Consider the following 22,478-nt stretch of genomic DNA (forward strand, 5'->3'; position numbering starts at 1 on the left):
CCGGTGTGCATCGGCTGGTGCACATCCTCCACAATATGGATAAGCATGCGCAGATAAAGCATTTTGTTGGTTTTAGATAATGCTTTGTTTTTTAACTGCGCAGTTAGAAAGTTGATCCTGGTATACGCGTCTGTAGCGGTATCGGCTTTTAAATAAGCCTGCATATCTGCCTGCGAAAGCGTTTTATCAAAATTTATAAAGTGCCAGTTGTACAGATAATTAAAGTTAGGGTCGGATTTGATGAAATCTGCCCAGTTGCTTGCCATAGCTAATGACTCGTTGCCTAAAATAGCTTTGATAGCGGCACGCGCCTTTGGCGTAAGGTAACTATCGGCTATCTGCCCGCTGATGCGGTGCCCGTTTGTGCCCCATGCCATGCTTTGCAAAGGCAGGTACATTATCGCAACGCCTAATAAGATCTTTTTTAAAATGCTGATTTTCATATATTACAATGGTTTTGGATTACAGGTATTCCGTTTGATTAAATGAGTGTTAATAGCCACTACAGACGAGGTAGGCCTGAAGCTGATGGTGGAGTCGGTTTTGCCGATAACTTTGAAATATTCTTCGTACACGCCCGACCGGAAACAGCCCGACGGATCTTTATAACTATAGTTGGCATTACAGAATAAGCCGCGCACATGCAAGGTATCATTCTTTTGCTGATACACGCCTTTTGCATACTCTGTCCACTTACCGCCGCGGGTACAACTATCGGCACCGGCGTTTGCTTTACTGAATGTTTTGATGCTTACAAAAAACGAATCGCAATTAAACTTAAGGTTATATAAAGAATAATCTACCAATTTTTTTGCAGTGCCGATGTGTCCTGCTGCCACTCGCCCTGCAGATAGCCCTGCCCCGGCGTTTGTGTATTAGGGTTGAATTTGCATGCGGTTGCAAGCAAAAGTATAAAAGAAAAAAGAAAAAGGACCGTGCACTTTGGCATTTGGTTCAGCAAATAAAAGCCCCTCTCCCGCAGGAGAAGGGTTTTGGTGAGGCTGTCTTATTTTAAACTGCCTATCATATCTTCGGGTTTCACCCACTCGTCAAACTGCTCGTTGGTAAGCAAGCCTAAACCAACCGCGGCTTCGCGCAGGGTAAGCTTTTCTTTCAGGGCAGTTTTAGCAATCTTAGCGGCGTTTTCATAACCGATGTGCGGGTTAAGCGCCGTTACCAGCATCAGTGAATTTTCCAGATGCTTTTTGATGCCTTCATAATTTGGTTCGATACCAACCGCGCAATGATCGTTAAACGATACACAGGCATCGCCAATTAAACGTGCCGATTGCAGGAAGTTAGCTGCCATAACCGGTTTAAAAACGTTCAGTTCGTAATGACCGTTCGATCCGCCGATAGAGATGGCAACATCATTACCCATTACCTGTGCAGCAACCATAGTTACCGCCTCGTTTTGGGTTGGGTTAACCTTACCAGGCATAATAGATGAACCCGGCTCGTTATCCGGTATATGGATCTCGCCAATGCCCGAACGCGGACCTGAGGCCAGCATACGGATATCGTTAGCGATCTTCATTAATGAAACCGCTATCTGTTTTAACGCACCGTGGCTTTCTACAATGGCATCATGCGCAGCAAGGGCCTCGAATTTATTTTCGGCGGTGATAAAGGGCAGGTGAGTAAATTGTGCAATATATTCGGCCACCTTAACATCATAACCTTTAGGCGTATTGATGCCGGTACCAACAGCAGTACCACCTAAGGCAAGTTCGCTCAGGTGTTCCAGCGTGTTGCGCAATGCCTTTAATCCGTGGCTTAATTGCGATACGTAGCCCGAAAATTCCTGCCCCAAAGTAAGCGGTGTGGCATCCATCAGGTGGGTACGGCCTATCTTTACCACACTTTTAAAAGCTTCGCTTTTTGCCTGCAGCGTATCGCGCAGTTTTTCAATACCCGGTATGGTTACATCGATCAATATCTTGTAAGCGGCAATGTGCATTGCCGTTGGGTAAGTATCGTTTGATGATTGCGATTTATTTACGTCGTCATTTGGGTGAATAAAGGTTTTACCTTCACCCAGGGCGTTACCCTGTAAAACATGTGCGCGGTTAGCAACTACCTCGTTCACGTTCATATTTGATTGGGTACCCGAGCCTGTTTGCCAGATCACCAGGGGGAACTCACTATCCAGCGAGCCGGTAAGGATCTCATCACATACCCGGGCGATCAGGTCGCGTTTTTCGGCAGATAGAACGCCGCAATCGGTATTGGTATAGGCAGCAGCTTTTTTCAGGTAAGCAAATGCGTCGATAATCTCTTTCGGCATCGATGCTTCGGGGCCTATCTTAAAATTATTGCGCGAGCGCTCGGTTTGTGCGCCCCAGTATTTATCGGCAGGTACCTGTACGGCACCCATAGTATCATATTCGGTTCTGAAACTCATAATTGATCGAATGTTTTAGCGAGTGCAAATTTAGGGTTTTATGTGGTTTAAAGCGGAACGGAAAGGGTAATCTTTTTGTTATGTTAAAACGTTAGTTGACTAGTGGCTATCCATTGATTATAAGCTGCAACCTTATCCGGGTTGGCACTAAGCCATTCTGCATTTGCGGGATTGCCGCCCTGGTTGATTACCCGGGCAAAAGTTTGCATATTCCCGCTTTGCGACAGCTTTACGAAATAATTAATCAACGCGTTATAAGTTTCTGTTTTATCGTTTTGCAAGGCAGATAAATTTCTTACGATTGCGGTTAACTGGGCAGCCAGTAAATCGCTTGCAGCTGCGTAGCGTTTGTTTGCAATTGACTTCAATGAACTTTGGATCACCGCGTTTTGGGTAAGGTTTATGGGAGCTGCCTTTTGCCCCGGCTCTGTTTTTAGCGTGCCGCCCGCAAAGATATTTTGGACATTACCCAGTGCCTCGCTGCTTTTTTGGCCCTTTGGTTCTAACATTAAAAAATAACACAAGCCAAGCAGGGCTGGTGCGCGCTTATTTTGATGGAACGTTACCAATGCATAGATACGCATACTGCTGCCGTTTTTAGGTTCAAGCTTTAAGGCTTTAATAGCATTATGTTCTGCCTCATCATAACGCTTCACTCTGAAATTTACCGTTGCCAGGTTTGAATAGAGCGGCCTGTAATCGGGCTGTAATTTTATCCCGGTTTCATACGCAGTTATGGCCTTCTCCGGTTCATTACTATCATCATAAATACCGCCTAAAAAATTATAGGTATTGGCCAGCATAAAATTTCCGGCGCTAAGCGTCAGGATCTTTTGCAAATACGGCACAGCATCCTTTTGCCTGTGTGCGCCATTAAGGCTGATTGCCATATTATAATTCGCCTGGATATTTGCCGGATCAGCGGCCAGTACATCATTGTAAACTTTAATGGCTTCGTTATAATTTTGCTGCAGCATCAATTTGGATGCCGTTGCCATTTTTTCACCATTAATATCCTGCGCCAGGCATTGTGTACCGATAGCGGTCAATAAAAACATTATGCATATTTTAAGGTAATTTCCCATAACTCAAAATTAATTGTTTAGTGCAGCGTTGAAACATTATTTGAACTTTTATCTTATACATGCTATATATTATTTCTAATTTTCGCATTCGTTAAGCGAGAAAATTTTACTCATGAAATTAGTGTTCAAATCCATCATATCCTGCGCGTCTGTACTGCTCTTATTAACCTCTTGCTCTTCCGGCCATAATGATAGCAAAAATGCCGTTGGCGACCCCGAAAAGCCCTTTAACACCGCCAATCTCTTAAAATACGACCCTAAGAATGCCGATAAAAAGATTGACGAATTTATGCAGCACCTGCATAAGGTAAGCGCTTTTAACGGTAATGTGCTGGTGGCAAAAAAAGGAAAGATTTTATACGAAAACGCTTTTGGATGGGCAAACCACCTTACCAGGGATAGCCTGACGCTTAATTCGCAGTTTGAGCTGGCATCGGTTACTAAAACCATGACAGGCACCGCCATTATGCAGCTTTGGGAGCGCGGCAAGATCAAGCTGGACCAGGATGTAAAAGACTTTTTTCCTAACTTTCCGTATGACGGTGTTACTATCCGGCTGCTGCTTACCCACCGGTCAGGCATGATGAATTACGTTTACTTTGTAGACGGCATTTACCGCTCGCAGCATCTTAACCAAAAGAAAGGCTTAACTAATGCCGAGGTGATGGAGATGATTGCCCAATACAAACCTGCCCGCTTCAATAAACCCAACGCCAGCTTTTTGTACAACAACTCCAACTTTATGGTACTGGGCGCAATTATTGAAAAAGTTAGCAAAATGAGCTATTCTGATTACATGAAGGCGAATATTTTTATCCCGGCGGGAATGAAACATACCAACGTGTACTCAAAGGCTGTTTATGAAAAAATTCCGGCTGATGTAGTTGGCCATGACCGTAACAGCTGGAAATATAGTGTAGCCCAGAACTTTTTAGATGGCCCGGTTGGCGATAAAGGCATTTACAGCACCGTTGGCGACCTGTATATATTCGACCAGGCATTACGGGCAGGCAAACTCATCAAACCTGCCACACAAGATTCGGCCTATACACCGCATAACCCGATGATACGCGGACACTTTAATTACGGTTACGGATGGCGTATTTTTGAAAGCCCGGGCCAAAAGGTGGTTTACCATACCGGCTGGTGGCATGGTTTCAGGCACATATTTTTGCGCGACATGAAAAACGATGTCACTATTGTTTTGTTAGGTAATGTTGTGAACGGCAGCCTGCTGCACCTTGACGATCTGTTTAAAATGACCGGCATGCCGGTAGTGCGTAAAGGAGCCTATAACGGCGCCGGAGATACGGCTGAAGATTAATTTTTAGTGAATGGTTGATTGGTTGAACAGATAATGGTTGCAGGGAGCAACTACTCACTATTTAACTCAATCAACTAATAACCATAAATAACATGTTTGATAAAATAATGGAAGCCCAGCAAAAGGCTGGCGAAGTAAAGAAACGCCTGGATGCCATAACAGTTACCGGCAGTGCCGAAGGCGGTAAAATTACCGTACTGGCCAACGCCAACAAAGTAGTGCAATCTGTTACTATTGATGATGCTTTTTTAAAAGAAGCCGATAAGGAAGAGCTGGAAGAGTTGCTGGTGATTGCCATTAACAAAGCAATGGAACAAGCAGACAATGTAAGCCAAAGCGAAATGGCTGCTATGACCAGCGCCATGTTTGGCGGCATGGGTGGCTTGTTTGGTAAATAAAGTGTAAAAGCTTTGTTGGGCAGCAACTAAAAGGCAAGCCGGCGGTTAAGCTATCAAACGATTAAAAATCAACCTATGAAAGTTACTTATTATGGCCAGTCGTGCATTGAGATAGAAGCCGGCGGCAAAAAGTTATTGTTCGATCCATTTATAACCCACAACGAGTTAGCCAAACACATTGATGTAGACAACCTTAAGCCAGATTACATTCTGGTATCGCACGGTCACGGCGACCATGTGGGCGATTTGATAGCCGTGCAAAAACAAAGCGGCGCAAAAGTTATCTGCATTGCCGAAATAGCCGGTTGGCTGGGCAAACAGGGTATAGACAACGTGCACGGCATGAACATCGGCGGTGGCTTTAACTTCGATTTTGGCCGCGTTAAAATGGTTAATGCTATCCACTCCGGCGCTTTGCCCGATGGATCTAACGGTGGTAACCCTGCCGGTTTTGTGATCTATGCAGAAGGTAAAGCAATTTACTTTGCAGGCGACACTGCATTAACCTATGACATGAAGCTGCTGGAAGATGAAAACCTGGCCTGGGCCTTTTTACCCTTGGGCGATAATTATACCATGGGTGCTGATGATGCCATTAAAGCCGCAGCATTCATCAACTGTAAAAACATCATAGGCATCCATTACGATTCTTTCCCGGTTATAAAGATCGATAAAGATGAGGTTGCCGAAAAGTTTATCAAGGCAGGCCTTAACTTAAAACTACCGGCTGTTGGCGATAGTTTAAACCTTTAAAACAAAAAACCCTCCGGATGATTCGGAGGGTTTTTTGTTTTAAAGAAGATCTTACATCTTGCCCATGGTGTCTTTCTTCATCATGGTGCTGTCTTTCATTTTCTTCTTCATCGTCTTTTTCTTCATCGGCTTTTTCTTCATTTTCATTGAAGTGTCTTGCATCGTTTGCAAAGGTGCACCCGCAAAAGCGTTTACACTACCGAAGCTGATTGCTGCTACAGCGACCATACAGATAGCCTTTTTCATTTTCATGGTTAAATAGTTTTTTAAGTTTATTTAGTTTCTTATATAACAATTTAACTCGCAATGGTTTTATTATCTTTTAAATTAAATAGTTGTACCACTTGGTATAACCGCACGCTTTTTAATGATCACGATGCCATCAACAACGGTGTACGTGTCAAAATCCCCATCGGGTAATGTACCGGCGCAGTTAATGGTAACATCATCGCCTATATAGGTGTTTTTATCTATAATAGCGTTTTTAATGCAGCATCTGTCGCCTATGCCCATGATTGGGTCGCCGGTTTCTTTTGCTGCTGCAATATCCTCCAGGGTTTGATAGTTGTCGCTACCCATTACATAACAGCTTTCAATTTCGGTCTCGAACCCAACGCGGGTACGGATACCTATCAGCGAATGCTTAATGTGCTTGGCATTGATGATACAACCATCGGCAACAATAGATTGCTCTAACAAGGTTGACGATATTTTGGTTGGCGGCAACATGCGTGCCCGGGTGTAGATATGATTCTTATCAAAAAGATTGAACTTAGGGATATCATCTGTAAGGCCCAGGTTAGCTTCGAAGAAAGACGGGATGGTACCAATATCTGTCCAGTAACCCTCATATTGGTAGCTTAATACCTTATGACCTGCTATTGATTGCGGGATGATCTCTTTACCAAAATCCGGGTGGTCATTACCTTCAAGCAATTCATACAGTAATTTGCGGTTAAAAATGTAAATACCCATTGATGCCAGGTAAATACGGCCCTGCTCTTTCATTTCATCACTCACCTCAGATGCCCAGCTTTCAAAGTTAGTTTTAGGCTTTTCAATAAAGGATGTGATCATGCTGTTCTCATCTGTCTTCAGGATCCCGAATCCGGGTACATCGGCAGCGTTAACAGGGATGGTAGCAATGGAGATATCGGCACCTTTATCAACATGCTGTTTGATCATCGCCTCAAAATCCATCTGGTAAAGCTGATCTCCTGAAAGGATAAGCACGTAATCAAACTCATGCACAGCAAGGTGATGAAGGCTTTGCCTAACCGCATCGGCCGTGCCCTGGAACCAGCCTGCGCTGGTTGGGGTTTGCTCTGCAGCTAAAATATCTACAAAAGCCGTACTAAACGTGCTAAAGTGATAGGTGTTTTTAATGTGCTTGTTTAACGATGCCGAGTTGAACTGCGTAAGCACGAAGATCCTGTCGATACCCGAATGCAGACAGTTGGAGATAGGGATATCTACCAAACGATATTTACCTGCAATTGGCACTGCCGGCTTAGACCGTGTTAGCGTTAGCGGTGCTAAACGGCTACCCTGGCCGCCTCCAAGTACAATGCTGATTACTTTAGATGTCATATTTTAGGAATTAAGCTTTCGTATAGATCAATATATTCTTTTGCAGACCGGTACCACGAAAAATCGAGCCCCATCATGCGTTTGCGCAATTGCAGCATTTTTTTACTGTCCTGATATAACACAACCGCGCGGGATACAGACGAGCTGATATCCTCCACACTTACATTGTTAAACCGGATACCGTAGCCACCTTCGTCGCCAAAATCAACAACGGTATCTTTTAACCCGCCGGTGCTGCGTACCATAGGTATTGTGCCGTAACGGATAGCGTATAATTGGTTAAGCCCGCAAGGTTCAACCCTCGATGGCATCAGCAAAAAGTCGGCACCCGCATAAATTAAATGGGCAAGTGCTTCATCATAGCCTATAAATACATTACAGTTTTGCGGATATAAAGTTTTTAAATGCTGCAAAGCAAATTCCGTATCGCTATCGCCCGCACCCAGTATCAGGAAATTAACATTATCACCATGCTCCTGTATGCTGCGCTCTATCGCCGCAGGCAACAGGTCAGATCCTTTTTCAGATACTAAACGGCCTATAAAGGCTATCAACGGCTTATCAACCGAAAGGTTAAACTTCTCGCACAGCAGCTGTTTATTTTTTTGCTTGCCTTTGGCAACAGTAGCCACGGTAAAATGCTCGGGCAGCATGGGGTCTGTCTGGCTGTTCCAAACTTCGGTATCAATCCCGTTCACTATGCCCGACCCTTTGAAGCGCTCAACGTAAAAAAGATATTCTAATCCGTTGGAGTTGATGGAGAGCTCCTGTAAATAACTTGGTGATACGGTGGTAAACTTCCAGCAGCATTTTACTGCGGATGCCAGTGGGTTGATGCCCCCGTTCCACTCCAGCAGGCCTGTTTTATAAAAATCTATTTCAGGCAAATAACCCAGGTTGTCCCAGCCGAACGCGCCATGGTATTGGCCGTTATGAATAGTAAATACAGTTGGGATATGCGACAGCCTGCGGTACAATGCCGAGTGGTACATCATAAACGGCACCAGGCCGGAATGATGGTCATGGCAGTGCACCAGATCGGGTGTTTGGCCGCTCCAGTTAATCCAGTCCAGGAAACAGATCTGAAAGGCGATGAATTGTTCTTTTTCATCCGGGTAGCTGTAAATATTCTCCCTGTCCAACAGTCCGGGGATTCTGATCAGGAAAAGCTCGAAACCCAGCTTATTTGTCTTTTCTTTTAAAACTTCAAAATACAAACGGCGCATGCCCAACAGCGTAGTGCCCTGAAAAACAACATCAAACGTATTTTCATGCACAAATTTGCGGTTGTAAAACGGCATCACTACCGCCGCATTTAAACCGGCTTCGTTTTGGTATTTCGGCAAGGCACCCACTACGTCGGCAAGCCCGCCCACCTTAGCAATGGGATAACATTCGGCACTGAGGTGAAATATTCTCATTTGGTTTATATAGTGGTTAAGGTACTAAACATTTCCCCAAATGAACAAACACATAATTTGAAAAATGTGTTTGAATTAGTGTTATTATTTAAACACTCCACGTTGTTGGTTGCCATTTCGATATTAACCAAAAATAGACAGTAGGGTTGGTGCGAAATGGCAAAGAGGTTGAGATGTTAAACCTGCAAATGTGTTATTTGGTGCAGCTGCAGCAGGGGACTTTAACAGGTGGACCTGGAATGCCCATGCTGTCATGGTGAGCCTGTCGAACCACCACTGTATTAGGTCTTCGACAAGCTCAGACTGACAAACAAGAAGCTTAATGCGCTTCTAACTGAGGCCGATATATGCTCAATTGCATTATACATGCTGTCATGGTGAGCCTGTCGAACCATTGTGCGATAAGTCTTCGACAAGCTTAGACTGACAGACTACTAATTAATGGGCCTCCAGCCAATTAGATCCGGTGCCTATCTCTACCATTATCGGCACTTCGGTTTTTATGGCGTTCTTCATATTTTCCAGGATGATCGGTTTGACAATCTCTATCTCGTGATTAGGCACATCAAACACCAACTCATCATGTACCTGCATGGTCATGCGGGCATCCAGTTTTTGGGCTTTGAACTCCCGGTGGATGTTGATCATTGCAATCTTGATCATGTCCGCAGCCGACCCCTGGATTGGGGCATTAATAGCATTTCGTTCGGCAAAGCCGCGTACGGTTTGGTTAGCGCTGTTAATATCGCGCAGGTAACGGCGGCGGCCCATCAGCGTAGTCACGTACCCATTTTCGCGGGCAAAATTCATGGTATCTGCCATGTATTGTTTTATGCCAGGGTATTGGGCAAAGTAGTTTTCAATGATCTCGGCAGCTTCTTTACGCGGGATGCCCAGATTTTGTGATAAACCAAATGCCGACTGCCCGTAAATGATCCCAAAGTTTACTGCTTTAGCGTTGCGGCGCTGGGTACTGTCCACCTCATCGATACCTACACCGTAAACCTTTGCTGCTGTAGCGGTATGGATGTCAATATTATCGGTAAAAGCCTGGCGCATGTTTGGATCTTTACTGATCTCTGCAATAATGCGCAGTTCTATCTGTGAATAATCGGCAGATACAATGCTGTGGCCGGCATCTCTTGGGATGAATGCTTTACGCACCTCCCGGCCCCGCTCGGTACGGATAGGGATGTTTTGCAAGTTAGGGTTGTTTGAACTTAACCTGCCCGTAGCAGCCACCGCCTGGTTATAACTGGTGTGTACCCTCCCTGTTTTAGGGTTTACCATGGTTGGCAACGCATCTACATAAGTTGACTTTAGCTTTTGCAGCTGGCGAAAATCAAGGATATCCCTTACAATATCGCTTTTAGCAGCAAGGCCTAACAAGACGTCCTCGCCGGTTTGGTACTGGCCCGTCTTGGTTTTTTTTGCTTTAGGGTCTAATAACAGTTTTTCGAACAGTACCTCGCCCAATTGTTTAGGCGATGCGATATTGAACCGCACACCTGCCTTTTCAAACACTGTTTTCTCCAGCCTCGCAATGTCAGTCTCTAATTCCTTGCTGAATTCCTTGAGCGTTTCGTGGTCTATCTTAACCCCTTCATGTTCAATATCCGCCAGCACATATATCAGCGGGTTTTCTATTTTATGCAGCAAGTCATTAGCCTTTACCTCCTCGATTTTTGGCTCGAAAACGGTGCGCAGCTGCAGCGTGATATCAGCATCTTCGGCAGCGTAATCCTTTATTTTTTCGATCTCTACGTCGCGCATATTGCCCTGATTCTTCCCTTTCGGGCCAATCAGTTCGGTAATCGAAACCGGTTTATACTGCAGGTAATTTTCTGACAGGATATCCATGCCGTGGCGGGTATCCGGGTCGATGACGTAGTGGGCCATCATGGTATCAAACAGGTCGCCCTTCATCTCTACATCATACCATTTCAGCATCAGGATGTCGAATTTCAGGTTCTGGCCGGTTTTGCCAATGTTAGGATCTTCAAATACGGGCTTAAACTCTGCAACGATCTTTTTGGCCTCATTCTCATCATGCGGGGCAGGGACATACCAGCCCTGGTGGTGCTTTATCGCAAACGACAAGCCAACCAACTCGCAATGATTAGCATCTGTACCGGTAGTTTCCGTATCGAAGCAGAAGTGCTTTTGCTGTTTTAATATACCGATCAGTTTTGCACGTTTTTCGAAAGTGTCCGCAAGGATGTATTCATGTTCTACGGTAGTTATGTTTTTTATTTCAACCGGCGTGGGCGCTTCGTAAATATCCTGTACATCTACAGAAAGGGTGGTACGGCCATCGGCAACATCGCTTCCAAAAAGATCAGTCTGTACGGATACGGCGCGGGTTTCGGTGATGCTAAAATCGTCGCCAAATACGCGGCGGCCCAGCGTACGAAATTCCAGGTCGGCAAATAGCGGCTCCAGCAAATCTTTACTTGGCGCACACATTTCCAGCCCTTCTTCGTCCAGTTCAACGGGGGCGTTCAGGTTTATAGTGGCCAGCCGTTTAGACATCAGGCCTTGCTCGGCAAAGGCCTCTACGTTTTCTTTTAGTTTTCCCTTTAACTCGTGACTATGGGCAATGATCTCCTCTACCGATCCATATTGTTTAATGAGCAGTTTGGCCGTTTTTTCGCCAACACCGGGGATGCCGGGTATGCCGTCTACAGCATCGCCCCAAAGGCCTAAAATATCGATCACCTGCTCCGGGCGCTCAATTTCCCATTTGGCCAGTACCTCTTTAACACCCAGTATCTCCATATCATTACCCATACGGGCTGGTTTATAAACACGGATATTTTCGGAAACCAACTGGGCAAAATCTTTATCAGGTGTCATACAGTAAACCTGGTAACCTTTTTTCTCGGCTTTCTTGGCAAGGGTACCTATAATGTCGTCAGCCTCATAACCATCAGACGTGATCAACGGGATATTAAACCCTAAAACCACTTTGAAGATGTAGGGCAAAGCCTTGCTCAAATCCTCGGGCATAGCCTCGCGGTGGGCCTTGTACTTCTCGTATTCGGTATGGCGCTCGGTAGGTGCATCAGTATCAAACACAACAGCCATGTGGGTTGGTTTTTCCTTCTTCAATACATCTAACAGTGTATTGGTAAAACCCATCACCGCCGACGTATTTAATCCACCCGATGTAAATCTGGGCGACTTACTTAAAGCAAAGTGAGCCCGGTAAATAAGGGCCATACCATCCAATAGAAAAAGCTTCTTCATAGTGAGTTATTTTGCACCGCTTACCATGATTTTTTGATTTCACGGATGACCGGGTGCTTTCAAAAATACGATTTATGTTTTCGAACAGCCAAGATACAGACAATCATTTTTTGTGATCAGTCAAATCATCTTAATCTGCGAAACCAGTGTGACCTTATCTGAAATCGCACTGCGGCACATGATCGTTCACCATGCCGGTGGCCTGCATAAAGGCATAGCAAATAGTAGTGCCGAAAAACTTAAAGCCACGTTTTTTCATATCTTTTGCTATCGCGTCAGACTCCGGGGTGCTTACCTGCGGGCCATGGTAGGTAGTGATAGGCTTACCCCCGGGCATGAAGCTATACAGGTACTTATTAAATGAACCGAACTCTTTTTGCACATCCATAAACAGCTGCGCGTTACGAATGGCCGACGATACTTTTAACCGGTTGCGGATAATTCCTTCATCCTGTAGCAAACGTGCCTGATCGGCATCGGTAAAGGCGGCAACTTTTTCTACATCGAAATTGGCGAAGGCTTTTTTATACCCTTCGCGGCGGCGCAAAATAGTTATCCAGCTCAGGCCGGCCTGCGCAGCTTCCAGTGTCAAAAACTCAAAAAAAATGTTGTCATCGTGTATCGTCCGCCCCCATTCTTCATCATGGTATTTGGTGTATAAGGCATCAGTGCCGCACCAGCTGCAACGTGTTTTACCATCATGTACCGGCACCGGCTTTTCTAATTCTTTCTTTGCCATAAATAATGGTTTTGGGTTAACAAAGGTTAACACTTTTTGAAATTATTTTATCAAGATATTGATTATCAAAATCTTACAAAACGCAAAGGTTAACACTCCAAATAGGAATATACTAAATTGTATCTACGCCGTTTAGCTCATCCCAGTACTCTACCGCCCGGCGATAATGCGGTATGACAATTGACCCGCCAACAAGGTTAGCTATCATAAATACCTCGTTCATTTCCGCGTGCTGCACACCTGCTTCGTGGCATTTACCTAAGTGATACTTAATACAATCATCACACCGCAGCACCATTGATGCTACCAGGCCCAGCATTTCTTTTGTTTTTACATCCAGTGCACCGTCCGCATAAGTTGTAGTATCCAATGCAAAAAAGCGTTTAATGTTTGTGTTTGCTGTTTCCATTATCCGGTCATTCATCCGGGTGCGGTATGCTTCGAAATCGTTTATTAATTGTCCCATTGGTGTAGCAATTAGTTAATTAGTTATTAATGGTTTTTTGCTATTTTATTTAGCATTAAAGGTATAAATGTTTTACCTTTATCATATCGAAATTTAAATTTTACCACATTATTATGGAAAGCCTATCGCCCAATTTTTTTGTAAAAGACATCAGTTCAACAATTGATTTTTATAAGCTTTTAGGTTTCGAGGTTGCCATGAGTGTACCACCGGAGGGCACCGATCTGGTTTGGGTGATGATGACCAACGGCGGGGTAAGTATGATGTTCCAAACGATGGAAAGCCTCGGAAACGACCTGCCGCAGATACACCGTACCGACGGCTCATCTTTATTAATGTACATTACCGTCAAAGACATTCAAGGTTTTTTTGACAGGATCAAAGAGCAGGTAACGGTGCTGAAAGGATTAGAAACCACTTTTTACGGCGCTACGGAATTTTCTATTCTTGATCCAAATAACTACGTTTTAACATTTGCAGAACACCAGGAGCAAGATGATCAGGTTTAAGCGGCTGGACCATTTTCATGTTTGCGTGCCGCCCCAACGGCTGCAGGAAGCTAAGAATTTTTACGCTGACGTAGTTGGCTTGAAACTTGTAGACCGGCCAGACCACCTTTTTTCATCGCCCGGTTACTGGTTTGATATCGGCAATGTGCAATTACATATTGGTGTTGAGGATGCGCTACTACAATCTATCCGGCATACCGCGATGGAAGTTGCAGATAAAAACGACGCTAAAACTCATTTGCGGCAGCATGGAGTCGAAATTTTGCCAGAGCCGGTAATACCCGGGCGCGACCGATTTGCCTTTATCGACCCGTTTGGCAACCGGATGGAACTATTACAAATCTTGTAAAACCACTTTAGGTTGTAAGCTTTTTTAGTGGCCGAGAAACTTAGCGACTGGTTTAGCCTTTATTAAAAAGTCGAAATCCCTTTATTAAATTGTGCGTAGTTATTACGTACGTTTGCAACAGTAACTATGAAGATCATCACCTCATCAATGCACGGCATGTTAGATTACCTGATGGTATTGTTTCTATGGGCATCGCCAACCATGTTTGTAATACCCGAGGATGTGGCAGGTTATGTATACGCTTTGGGATTTGTGCATTTGTTACTAACTGCTACTACCAATTATACATCCGGCATATTCCGGTTCATATCTTTCAAAGTACACGGATATATTGAACTAGCCATAGGCGCCGGGCTGGTAATTTTATCGCTTACTTATTTTAAGTATGATGAGCGCGATAAGCCGTTCTTTTTAGGGCTGGGCATAGCCATATTGATCATCTTCATTTTTTCAGATTACAGCGACGAAAAACGGTTGTTTAAAGCAGCTCGGTTAAGGGGTTCCAAAACAACTGCTTAAAATTCTGCACCTGGTTGTCTTTAACCTCGATACCTTCTGCAGCCAACAGTTGCTCCATAGTGTCTCCGCCAAAGTGAAATTTCCCGGTTAAAAGCCCGCTTCTGTTCACCACCCTGTGCGCGGGTACCGGCGGGTTTGCCGTACCGCAAGCCATCATAGCATACCCCACAATCCGAGATGAGCCTTTGGTACCCAAATACTCGGCAATAGCACCGTATGATGTAACACGCCCGGCCGGTATCAGCCGTACCACCTGGTAAACATCATCATAAAAAGTGCTTTTGCTTTTATCCATCGATTTTAAAAGAGAACCTGATGTAATTGATGTTCTTATTATGCAGCAGATATTTTTTTTCGTAGTAGGTTTTTATCGATAGCACCTCATCCGCAAATTCCGAATGATATAAGTCCTCCGTTTTAACATGAACGTCCAGCCCAAGCTTTTCGGTTTGCTCAACCGTGAAATTATAAAATCCGTCGTTATCTGTTTTAAGGTTAATGTTTCCGCCCGGCCTTAATATTACTTTATACATATTCAGGAACCTGTCTGATGTTAAGCGCTTTTTCTCCCGGCTTATTTGAGGCTGCGGGTCCGGGAAGGTTATCCAGATCTCGTCCACCTCATGCGCTACAAAATAATCAAGCAGGTTTTCTATCTGGATGCGCAAAAACGCTACGTTATTTACCCCTTCTTCTAAAGCTGTTTTAGCTCCGCGCCAGATGCGGTTACCTTTGTAATCAACCCCGATAAAATTCTTATCCGGAAACATTTGCGCAAGGTTAACGGTGTATTCGCCTTTACCGCAGGCCAGCTCAACCACAACCGGGTTGCTATTCTTAAAAAATCCGGCGGCCCAGTTACCCTTTAATGGCTTGCCCCCATCCATCTGAAAAACGTTGCTAAAAGTATCTATTTCTGCAAAGCGTCTTAACTTGTCTTTTCCCACAATTAAAAAATAAAATGCGAAAATACAGAAAAGGGATAAACTATATCAGCTTATCCCTTCAAGATCATGTTTCACAACAAGATCAGTATTTTAAAATTTCATTAGCCGGCGTATTCCGCACCTTCGCCTTCGCGATTGTGCGCTTCGCCCTTTTCATAATATTTGCTGTAAGCAGGAATAATCTCACGCTCGTGCTCGTCGTCTTTCTTTTTAGTAAACTTTGCAAAAATCCCTTTGGCTTTACTCCAGATGCCGCCTACTGCATCTTCGCTAATATAGTGCGATGCCTTTTGCGATAGGATGCCCACGAGGGTCTTCACTAAAAAGTTTGAGTTTTTAAACAAGGTTTTGTTAAGGGTTAACGGCAGCGCTATGCGCGATATCAATCCTAAAAAGTCCTGGTCAAAAAATCCTGCACCCTTTACGCCATCAACTGTTGGTGATTTAGGGAACAAGGTTAACAAGGTCGAAAATATTGCAGATGAGCTGCTGAAGCGGGCTTTTAACGCTACTGCCTGGTGAGCCTCAAGGTTTTTCAGCCGTGCTATTTCCACCTTTAGGTCATGTATATTTTTTACTGGGGTATCCATAGCGTTAGTTAAATAGCTTTCTTACTAAAACGTTAATAATTGGTCTTTCAAACGGCTTCTTAGCTACGATTAAAATTACTGCTAATAGCAGGTAGATAATGGCAACCGCTCCAAAGCCTTTCCAGTTAGCGCCTAATACATCACCCAGATATAAGGCAAGGGTAAAGCTTGCAAACAAAAAGGTGAGGATAAAGCTGATGATCACTACCAGGTCAACCACCAGGGCTGCTATTATTGTGGTGCTGCGGTCAATAACTTCTAATTTTAAAAGTTTTGCGCGTGTTTCCACGTACTCCTGTACCTGGTCAATTATTGGGCGGGCCGTTTCTTTTTGTGGTTCCATATAAGGATTTGATGTATCAGGCCTTTATTAGCCGGTTACGATAAAATTATGCGTGTTCAAGGTCGTCCTGATACTCTTCTTCAGCGCCTTTTACTTTAGTTTTAATATTTTCAACTACCTTATCTTTTAAACCTACCAGGTTATCAATTTCTTTAGCAGCGGTCTCTTTGATAGAATCGCCAAGATTTTTTAATGATTCTGACAGCTTATCACGAGTTTCATCTCCGCTATCAGGTGCAAATAAAATTCCTAATGCTGCTCCTGCCGCTATGCCTGCCAGCAACGCGACAATTACTTTTGTGTTATCGTTCATATTGTATTAATTTTTAAGTTGAATATTTGTTTTTATAATTATTAAATTTATTTGCCTGGCGCTATCTCTCTGAGCTTTTTAATCATTGGATAAGGCTTACATTTCCGGACTGCGGATGCGTTCCAAACGGTCGGCAGCCATACGGTTGGTTTCATAAATTTCTAACAATAATAAGAAATACGATAATAATACCGGGCCAAAAACCAGGCCAAGTATTCCAAACAGTGGTAAACCAATAAACACGCCAATTACCGATATGATGGGGTGGGTATTACCTATGCGCTTGTTGATCATCATCCGCAGCACATTATCTACGTTACCAATAAACAACAGCCCGTATGCCAGTAGCAAAACACCCTTTACATTATGCCCGCCGGCAAATAAGATTATACTGGCCGGTATGCAAAGTGTTGGCGCGCCTACCACCGGTAAAAAGGAAATAAAGGCACCTATTACCCCCCAGAATATAGGATCGGGGATACCAAAGATCCAGAAGCCGTTAGCCAGTAATGCGCCCTGGGTAAAGGCAATTACGCCCTGCCCCAATACATTCGAATAGGTAGAATTACGGAGTTCTACAGCAAACTTAAGCGCATGCTGTTCCCTAAATGGTGCATATTTTAAGAGGCCCATTTCAAACTCGCGCATTTGTACAAACATAAAGTACAGCAAAAAGTACATCACCAACAATGTGATAATAATGTTGGCAGCGCTGCCTAAAATTGAAGGAAAAAGATCGGCGGCGTAAGCGCCTAGTTTTTGGATAGTGTTTTCGGCAAGGTGCGGCTGGTTTAAATTTGTACCTGCAAATTCATCTATCTTTTGCGACCATTTATCGATCGGAATAGAATCGCGGTTGATGCTGCCTATTTTACCGATCACCATGATACTAAGCGATAGAAACGGGATCACGATAACAATAAGAGAGATAAAGATGATTGTTAACGCGGCAAGGGTACGGTTAAAATTGCGCCGCTCTACCATGTACAAAAAAAACGGGCGGAAAATGGTAAACAGCACAATGGCCCCCAGTATGGAACTGAACAGCTCGCTTAACGCGTATAGCAAAAAACAGCCAAGCACAACAATGCTAACCAGTATAATATTATTGCGCTGCTTATAATTAAAAATGGACATGCTAAACCACGAAAAGCTTGAGTAAATGCTATATAAACAAAAAAGCACTAAAAAGTTTTAGTGTTTAACGGTTTGTTATGCTATTCAATATTATTCAGCAATTCGTCTATTTTTTTGGCGGATTGCGTTATGCTGTCCAGGTATAACTTCAGGTCGGGGTTGGTAGTATCGGTTTCGTACTTTAAACCCTCAAGTGATAGCTGGATATTACTGAGCTGATTCTTTATATCGTGCTTTAAATTGCCAAACTCCTCGGTATCTGCAAACTTCAAAACCTGGCCCATGCTATTTTAAATTGATAGCCTTCATTTTGTTGTAAAGCGTTTTACGGTCAATGTTAAGGATCTCTGCCGCTTTAGTTTTGTTGAAATTAACCTCGCGCAGCACCTTTAAAATGGTTTCGTGCTCGGCACCCAGCGCGGCGTTCTTCAGGTCATGCCTGGGCTCTTTGACTTCTGCCGAAGCAGGCGATTGATTGGATGCCTCATAGCCAGACACCTTAAAGTTCGAGATTTCCAGTGGCAGGGTTTTCATGGTTATTTCGTTACCCTCAGTTAACAGTGTAGCACGGCGTACCACGTTCTTTAATTCGCGGATGTTGCCCTGCCAGCGGTAATTCATAAAGCACTCTATCACCTCGGGCGAAAATGAGGTAACCTTACGGTCAAGCTCCTGGTTGGCCACATTTAAAAAGTGGTCGGCCAGCATCATAATATCGTTGCCCCTATCACGCAATGGCGGCATATGGATGCTGAACTCGTTAAACCTATGGTAAAGATCTTCGCGGAAACGGCCTTTATTAATTCCTTCCTGGAGGTTTTCATTAGTGGCTATAATAATGCGCACATCCAGGTCAATCTCTTTAGTACTGCCAATCCTTTTCACCTTACGCTCCTGCACGGTACGCAACAGTGCCGCCTGTATCTCGTAAGATAAATTACCCACCTCATCTAAAAACAAGGTACCGCCGTTGGCCATTTCAAAGTGCCCTATCTTAGTGTACAAGGCACCGGTAAATGATCCTTTTTCATGACCAAAAAATTCACTTGCTGCCAACTCCTTGGTCAGCGATCCGCAATCCATTGCTATAAACGGCTGGTTTGCCCTTAAGCTGTTTAGGTGTATGCTCTGCGCCACCGACTCTTTACCGGTACCACTTTCGCCCAGTATAATAACGCTGTAATTAGTTGGCGCTACCAGTTCAATCTGCTTTAAAAGTTCTTTTGACGCACGGCTTGTACCTACAACAAATTCGCCGGACAATACCTGTTTTTTGCTTTCGCGCTGGGGTTTATCAGGGGTACTGTAATCATGTACGGCCAACTCCTGTAAAGCATACTGCGTTTCAATTGCCTTGGTAATGGTGTTTAAGATCTCGTCCGGATAAAGCGGCTTAGTGATATAATCATACGCCCCCATTTTAATCAGCTCTACCGCCATCTTAATATCAGAATAGCCGGTGATGATAATGACACCTGTTTTTGGGTATAATGCTTTTATGTTCTTCAGCATTTCGCGGCCATCGGTATCCTCCAACCTAAAATCGCAAAGTACTAAATTAAACTCTTTGGCCTTTAGCAACTCCATGCCGTTTGCACCATTGGCTGCAGTTTCTACTTCGAACCCGTTACGGGTTAAAAATTTAGATAAAAGCAAGCCAACATTAACTTCGTCATCAATGATGAGGATTTTTTTCATATCAGCAATTAAGAGTTACAGGTAGTTTATTAAGATGCTTAAGGTACAAATATTTGATAATTTTTACGAATTATTGTTAAATGTGGGCAATTTAATCCACAACCTTAAACACTGTAGCTCTATTTGGTTCTGACACGCGCTTGTATAACGCAGGGCAAATTAAATGGGATATGCTTAAGTTTGCCTATTAACGTTAACAGATCATGAAAAAGATACTTTTAAGTTTTATATTGCTTGTAACCGTAGTAGTAGCTAAAGCACAAAATACTGCGATAGATAAAATCACTACTAATTACATTGCCTTAAAAAACGCATTGGCAGGCAGCAATGCTACATTAGCAAAAAGCAGGTCTGGAGAATTACTGGCGTCGTTATCCGTCCCGGCAAAGGGCCTGACCTCGGCACAGCAAAAGCTCATGGGCACTTACCTTGATAAATTAAAGTTTGATAGCCGTCATATCAGTGAAACTACCGTTATAGACCATCAGCGCGAACATTTCGAAAGCTTGTCAAAAAATATGTACGCCCTGGTATCGGGGTTGAAAATGAACAGCACTACCCTTTATCAGCAATATTGCCCCATGAAAAAAGCATCATGGCTAAGCGAAACGGCTGACATCAGGAATCCTTATTATGGCGACGATATGATGGAGTGCGGCAAAGTTACCGCCACACTTAAAGGAAAATAAAAAAAGACTATGTCAAACGTGCATTTAAGAGCATGGCTTTTAATTAATTTACAAAGTCAGTTATAAAAATAGCTTATCATAGTTTGTAATCAGGCAGTTAAACCGTATTTTTGTGTATGATCAAAAAGTCGGGCGTATTATTATTGACTGTACTGTATTTAATTACAGCAGCAGGCTTTGCGCTTAACTTACACTATTGCGGTAACGAAGTGGCTTCGGTAAAGATCAATGCGCCTGCTAAAAGCTGCGCTAAGCCGATGGCCAAAAGTAAAATGAATTGCTGTAAAGATGCCAGGCTTGACGTTAAAGTTAAAGATGATCATCAGGCAGAGCAAAATTCATTTATTGCTCAACTATTTGCCTTTGATATCCCCAGGCTACCGTTTGACGAGCTTTTGTTTTCGGCCCAAAAGGCGCTTATAGAGCACTTTGTTGATCGCGGGCCGCCTGACAGTCTCATCGGCAAGGTTTCTGTTTTCATAAAAAATTGTATTTTCCGGATCTGATAAGTTTAGCAATAAAAATTTAAGCTTATCAATTCACCAGTCAATTTAAAAAACATGAAAACTTTCAAAATATATATCCTTCTTTTTATAGCAACCATTGCCGTTGCAAAAGCACAATTTACCAAAGCAGAATTACAGGTTAGCGGGTTAACCTGCTCACTTTGCGCTAAAACCACCGAAAAATCATTAAAGGCATTGCCATTTGTGAGCGAGATAAAGCCCGATCTGATGCGCAATGTTTACATGATCACATTCCGGAATGACGTGCCGGTAAATTTTGAAGAGATCAGCAAAAAGGTTAAAAGCTCGGGCTTTTCTGTCAACTACTTAAAAACCACCGTCGATTTAACTACTACCAAACTGGCCGACAATACGTTTATCGTTAATGGCGATACTTATAAGATATTAAATGCCGATAAAGCCTTAACGGGGCCGGTATCGTTATCGCTTATCGATAAAGGTTTTGCACCTAACTCTGTAACCAAAAAATACCTGGGTAAAAATCCGGAGATCCCTGTAAGCACTACCGGCAGGGTGTATCACGTAGCAATTTAAGCAGCCTCCTAAAATTTATTTTTATGAGGAATATTTTATTGGCTGTTTGCCTTATGGCATCGGCGTGCACCGTATTTGGTCAGGAATTGTATGTTAATACCGAGCCTGCCAGTAATATGGCGGCCCGCTCATTAGGTATTCGGTTAGAAAACCAGGGCTTTTCTGATCCCTCTTTTAAGAACCGTACAACTTTAGAAGCCATGTATGGCGCAACGGGGAAACTGATGCTGCACGGCGCCGCTTATCTGTCTGATTTTTACCAGCCGGGGCAGCGCTTTGAAGGCGGCAGCTTTTACGGTAAGTACCGTTTTTACTCGCAGGATACCGTTCAAGCGCATTTCCGGGGGGCAGTATTTGGCAAAGCGGCTATCAGCAGCAACCCTTATACCCTTCAGGAAATTGCCCTGGAGGGCGATAATACAGGAATACAGGCCGGCATCATTTTTACAAAACTGATCCATAAAGTGGCTTTTTCGGGCTCGGCAAGCTACCTCCGTGCCTTTGATAATCCCGGCAATGTCCTCCCGATATTAGGTGCAAGAAATGGGATTGCCTACACAGCATCTGCAGGCTTATTGGTACTGCCAAAAAACTACACCAGCTACAACCAGGTAAATCTTAACATTTACGCAGAAGTGTTAGGCAAAACCAATCCCGGCTACGGGCAAAGCTACCTGGATGTGGCCCCTGCCGTGCAACTGATATTTAACAGTGTTTGCCGGTTAGATTTCTCGTACCGCACCCCTTTGTACAACCAAATGCAGCGTAACAGTGCTAACATGTATCTGGTGCGGTTCGAGTACAACTTCTTTAATCTATAAATCAATCATGAAAAAATATCTCCTGATAATAATGCTGATCTTATTCTCCTTTTCTGTCATCGCGCACCAGACG

The 22,478-nt window shown here is 43.7% G+C and carries 28 protein-coding genes; 10 read left to right on the forward strand and 18 right to left on the reverse strand.

Annotated features, from left to right (window positions below; translation table 11 throughout):
- From ACE5CV_RS14590 to ACE5CV_RS14605, 4 genes are all read right to left on the reverse strand, one after another.
- Window positions 1-443: S1/P1 nuclease (locus ACE5CV_RS14590; protein ID WP_374950924.1), on the reverse strand; the 443-nt coding region annotated here is incomplete at its 3' end.
- A gap of 3 nt (window positions 444-446) precedes the next feature.
- Entirely contained in the window at window positions 447-839 is a 393-nt protein-coding gene (locus ACE5CV_RS14595) for a hypothetical protein (protein WP_374950925.1), read from the reverse strand.
- A gap of 167 nt (window positions 840-1,006) precedes the next feature.
- Complete coding sequence (gene fumC / locus ACE5CV_RS14600; protein WP_374950926.1) at window positions 1,007-2,404, reverse strand: class II fumarate hydratase; 1,398 nt, start codon at window positions 2,402-2,404, stop codon at window positions 1,007-1,009.
- Between the two features lie 83 nt (window positions 2,405-2,487).
- Window positions 2,488-3,462 (reverse strand): tetratricopeptide repeat protein, encoded by a 975-nt coding sequence (locus ACE5CV_RS14605; protein ID WP_374950927.1) that lies wholly within the window; start codon window positions 3,460-3,462, stop codon window positions 2,488-2,490.
- 139 nt (window positions 3,463-3,601) lie between these two features.
- Between ACE5CV_RS14605 and ACE5CV_RS14610 the strand changes: the two genes are divergently transcribed.
- From ACE5CV_RS14610 to ACE5CV_RS14620, 3 genes are all read left to right on the forward strand, one after another.
- Window positions 3,602-4,813, forward strand: a complete 1,212-nt coding sequence (locus ACE5CV_RS14610) for a serine hydrolase domain-containing protein (protein WP_374950928.1) — start codon at window positions 3,602-3,604, stop codon at window positions 4,811-4,813.
- Between the two features lie 92 nt (window positions 4,814-4,905).
- A complete protein-coding gene (locus ACE5CV_RS14615; RefSeq protein ID WP_374950929.1) occupies window positions 4,906-5,211 on the forward strand; it encodes a YbaB/EbfC family nucleoid-associated protein in 306 nt (101 codons plus the stop codon).
- Window positions 5,212-5,286: 75 nt separating this feature from the next.
- The gene (locus ACE5CV_RS14620; RefSeq protein ID WP_374950930.1) at window positions 5,287-5,964 is read left to right on the forward strand and encodes a metal-dependent hydrolase; all 678 of its coding nucleotides are present in this window, start codon (window positions 5,287-5,289) and stop codon (window positions 5,962-5,964) included.
- Window positions 5,965-6,015: 51 nt separating this feature from the next.
- On the opposite strand, the gene ACE5CV_RS14625 is transcribed toward ACE5CV_RS14620, so the two are convergent.
- The 6 genes from ACE5CV_RS14625 to ACE5CV_RS14650 all read right to left on the reverse strand — a co-directional run bounded on the left by ACE5CV_RS14625 (window position 6,016) and on the right by ACE5CV_RS14650 (window position 13,429).
- A complete protein-coding gene (locus ACE5CV_RS14625; RefSeq protein ID WP_374950931.1) occupies window positions 6,016-6,210 on the reverse strand; it encodes a hypothetical protein in 195 nt (64 codons plus the stop codon).
- An 81-nt stretch (window positions 6,211-6,291) separates the two neighbouring features.
- A complete protein-coding gene (locus ACE5CV_RS14630) occupies window positions 6,292-7,554 on the reverse strand; it encodes a glucose-1-phosphate adenylyltransferase (protein WP_374950932.1) in 1,263 nt (420 codons plus the stop codon).
- Window positions 7,551-8,975: a glycogen synthase gene (locus ACE5CV_RS14635; RefSeq protein WP_374950933.1), complete on the reverse strand. Its 1,425-nt coding sequence runs from the start codon at window positions 8,973-8,975 to the stop codon at window positions 7,551-7,553. Before ACE5CV_RS14635 ends, ACE5CV_RS14630 begins: the two co-directional genes overlap by 4 nt.
- A 438-nt stretch (window positions 8,976-9,413) precedes the next feature.
- Entirely contained in the window at window positions 9,414-12,224 is a 2,811-nt protein-coding gene (polA, locus tag ACE5CV_RS14640; protein ID WP_374950934.1) for a DNA polymerase I, read from the reverse strand.
- 154 nt (window positions 12,225-12,378) lie between these two features.
- Window positions 12,379-12,963 carry a DNA-3-methyladenine glycosylase I gene (locus ACE5CV_RS14645; protein WP_374950935.1) on the reverse strand — a complete coding sequence of 195 codons (585 nt, stop codon included), beginning with the start codon at window positions 12,961-12,963 and terminating at the stop codon, window positions 12,379-12,381.
- Between the two features lie 112 nt (window positions 12,964-13,075).
- Window positions 13,076-13,429 carry a carboxymuconolactone decarboxylase family protein gene (locus ACE5CV_RS14650; RefSeq protein ID WP_374950936.1) on the reverse strand — a complete coding sequence of 118 codons (354 nt, stop codon included), beginning with the start codon at window positions 13,427-13,429 and terminating at the stop codon, window positions 13,076-13,078.
- Between the two features lie 113 nt (window positions 13,430-13,542).
- On the opposite strand from ACE5CV_RS14650, the gene ACE5CV_RS14655 reads away from it, so the two are divergent.
- From ACE5CV_RS14655 to ACE5CV_RS14665, 3 genes are all read left to right on the forward strand, one after another.
- Window positions 13,543-13,938, forward strand: coding sequence for a VOC family protein (locus tag ACE5CV_RS14655; protein ID WP_374950937.1), 396 nt, complete (start codon window positions 13,543-13,545; stop codon window positions 13,936-13,938).
- Window positions 13,925-14,287 (forward strand): VOC family protein, encoded by a 363-nt coding sequence (locus tag ACE5CV_RS14660; protein WP_374950938.1) that lies wholly within the window; start codon window positions 13,925-13,927, stop codon window positions 14,285-14,287. The genes ACE5CV_RS14655 and ACE5CV_RS14660 overlap by 14 nt, the downstream gene beginning before the upstream one ends.
- Window positions 14,288-14,413: 126 nt before the next feature.
- Complete coding sequence (locus ACE5CV_RS14665) at window positions 14,414-14,806, forward strand: hypothetical protein (RefSeq protein ID WP_374950939.1); 393 nt, start codon at window positions 14,414-14,416, stop codon at window positions 14,804-14,806.
- Here the strand turns inward: ACE5CV_RS14665 and ACE5CV_RS14670 are convergent.
- The 8 genes from ACE5CV_RS14670 to ACE5CV_RS14705 form a co-directional block, all read right to left on the reverse strand.
- Window positions 14,766-15,101, reverse strand: coding sequence for an MGMT family protein (locus ACE5CV_RS14670; RefSeq protein ID WP_374950940.1), 336 nt, complete (start codon window positions 15,099-15,101; stop codon window positions 14,766-14,768). The genes ACE5CV_RS14665 and ACE5CV_RS14670 overlap by 41 nt on opposite strands.
- The gene (gene trmB, locus ACE5CV_RS14675; RefSeq protein ID WP_374950941.1) at window positions 15,094-15,753 is read right to left on the reverse strand and encodes a tRNA (guanosine(46)-N7)-methyltransferase TrmB; all 660 of its coding nucleotides are present in this window, start codon (window positions 15,751-15,753) and stop codon (window positions 15,094-15,096) included. The genes ACE5CV_RS14670 and trmB overlap by 8 nt, the downstream gene beginning before the upstream one ends.
- Window positions 15,754-15,854: 101 nt before the next feature.
- The gene (locus ACE5CV_RS14680) at window positions 15,855-16,343 is read right to left on the reverse strand and encodes a hypothetical protein (protein WP_374950942.1); all 489 of its coding nucleotides are present in this window, start codon (window positions 16,341-16,343) and stop codon (window positions 15,855-15,857) included.
- Window positions 16,344-16,347: 4 nt separating this feature from the next.
- Window positions 16,348-16,686 (reverse strand): phage holin family protein, encoded by a 339-nt coding sequence (locus ACE5CV_RS14685; protein ID WP_374950943.1) that lies wholly within the window; start codon window positions 16,684-16,686, stop codon window positions 16,348-16,350.
- A gap of 46 nt (window positions 16,687-16,732) precedes the next feature.
- Window positions 16,733-16,999, reverse strand: a complete 267-nt coding sequence (locus ACE5CV_RS14690; protein ID WP_374950944.1) for a YtxH domain-containing protein — start codon at window positions 16,997-16,999, stop codon at window positions 16,733-16,735.
- Between the two features lie 96 nt (window positions 17,000-17,095).
- A complete protein-coding gene (locus ACE5CV_RS14695) occupies window positions 17,096-18,136 on the reverse strand; it encodes an AI-2E family transporter (protein WP_374950945.1) in 1,041 nt (346 codons plus the stop codon).
- Between the two features lie 80 nt (window positions 18,137-18,216).
- Window positions 18,217-18,420 carry a histidine kinase dimerization/phospho-acceptor domain-containing protein gene (locus ACE5CV_RS14700; RefSeq protein WP_374950946.1) on the reverse strand — a complete coding sequence of 68 codons (204 nt, stop codon included), beginning with the start codon at window positions 18,418-18,420 and terminating at the stop codon, window positions 18,217-18,219.
- 1 nt (window position 18,421) lies between these two features.
- Window positions 18,422-19,834: a sigma-54-dependent transcriptional regulator gene (locus ACE5CV_RS14705; RefSeq protein ID WP_374950947.1), complete on the reverse strand. Its 1,413-nt coding sequence runs from the start codon at window positions 19,832-19,834 to the stop codon at window positions 18,422-18,424.
- Between the two features lie 203 nt (window positions 19,835-20,037).
- Between ACE5CV_RS14705 and ACE5CV_RS14710 the strand changes: the two genes are divergently transcribed.
- From ACE5CV_RS14710 to ACE5CV_RS14725, 4 genes are all read left to right on the forward strand, one after another.
- On the forward strand, window positions 20,038-20,523 hold the full coding sequence (locus ACE5CV_RS14710) for a DUF3347 domain-containing protein (RefSeq protein ID WP_374950948.1): 486 nt from the start codon (window positions 20,038-20,040) through the stop codon (window positions 20,521-20,523).
- A gap of 116 nt (window positions 20,524-20,639) precedes the next feature.
- On the forward strand, window positions 20,640-21,029 hold the full coding sequence (locus tag ACE5CV_RS14715; protein WP_374950949.1) for a hypothetical protein: 390 nt from the start codon (window positions 20,640-20,642) through the stop codon (window positions 21,027-21,029).
- Window positions 21,030-21,083: 54 nt separating this feature from the next.
- Entirely contained in the window at window positions 21,084-21,584 is a 501-nt protein-coding gene (locus tag ACE5CV_RS14720; RefSeq protein ID WP_374950950.1) for a heavy-metal-associated domain-containing protein, read from the forward strand.
- A gap of 23 nt (window positions 21,585-21,607) precedes the next feature.
- Window positions 21,608-22,405 (forward strand): hypothetical protein, encoded by a 798-nt coding sequence (locus ACE5CV_RS14725; RefSeq protein ID WP_374950951.1) that lies wholly within the window; start codon window positions 21,608-21,610, stop codon window positions 22,403-22,405.
- The last annotated feature ends 73 nt before the right edge of the window (window positions 22,406-22,478 follow it).

Source organism: Mucilaginibacter sp., from assembly GCF_964263795.1.
In the GTDB taxonomy this organism is placed as follows: domain Bacteria; phylum Bacteroidota; class Bacteroidia; order Sphingobacteriales; family Sphingobacteriaceae; genus Mucilaginibacter.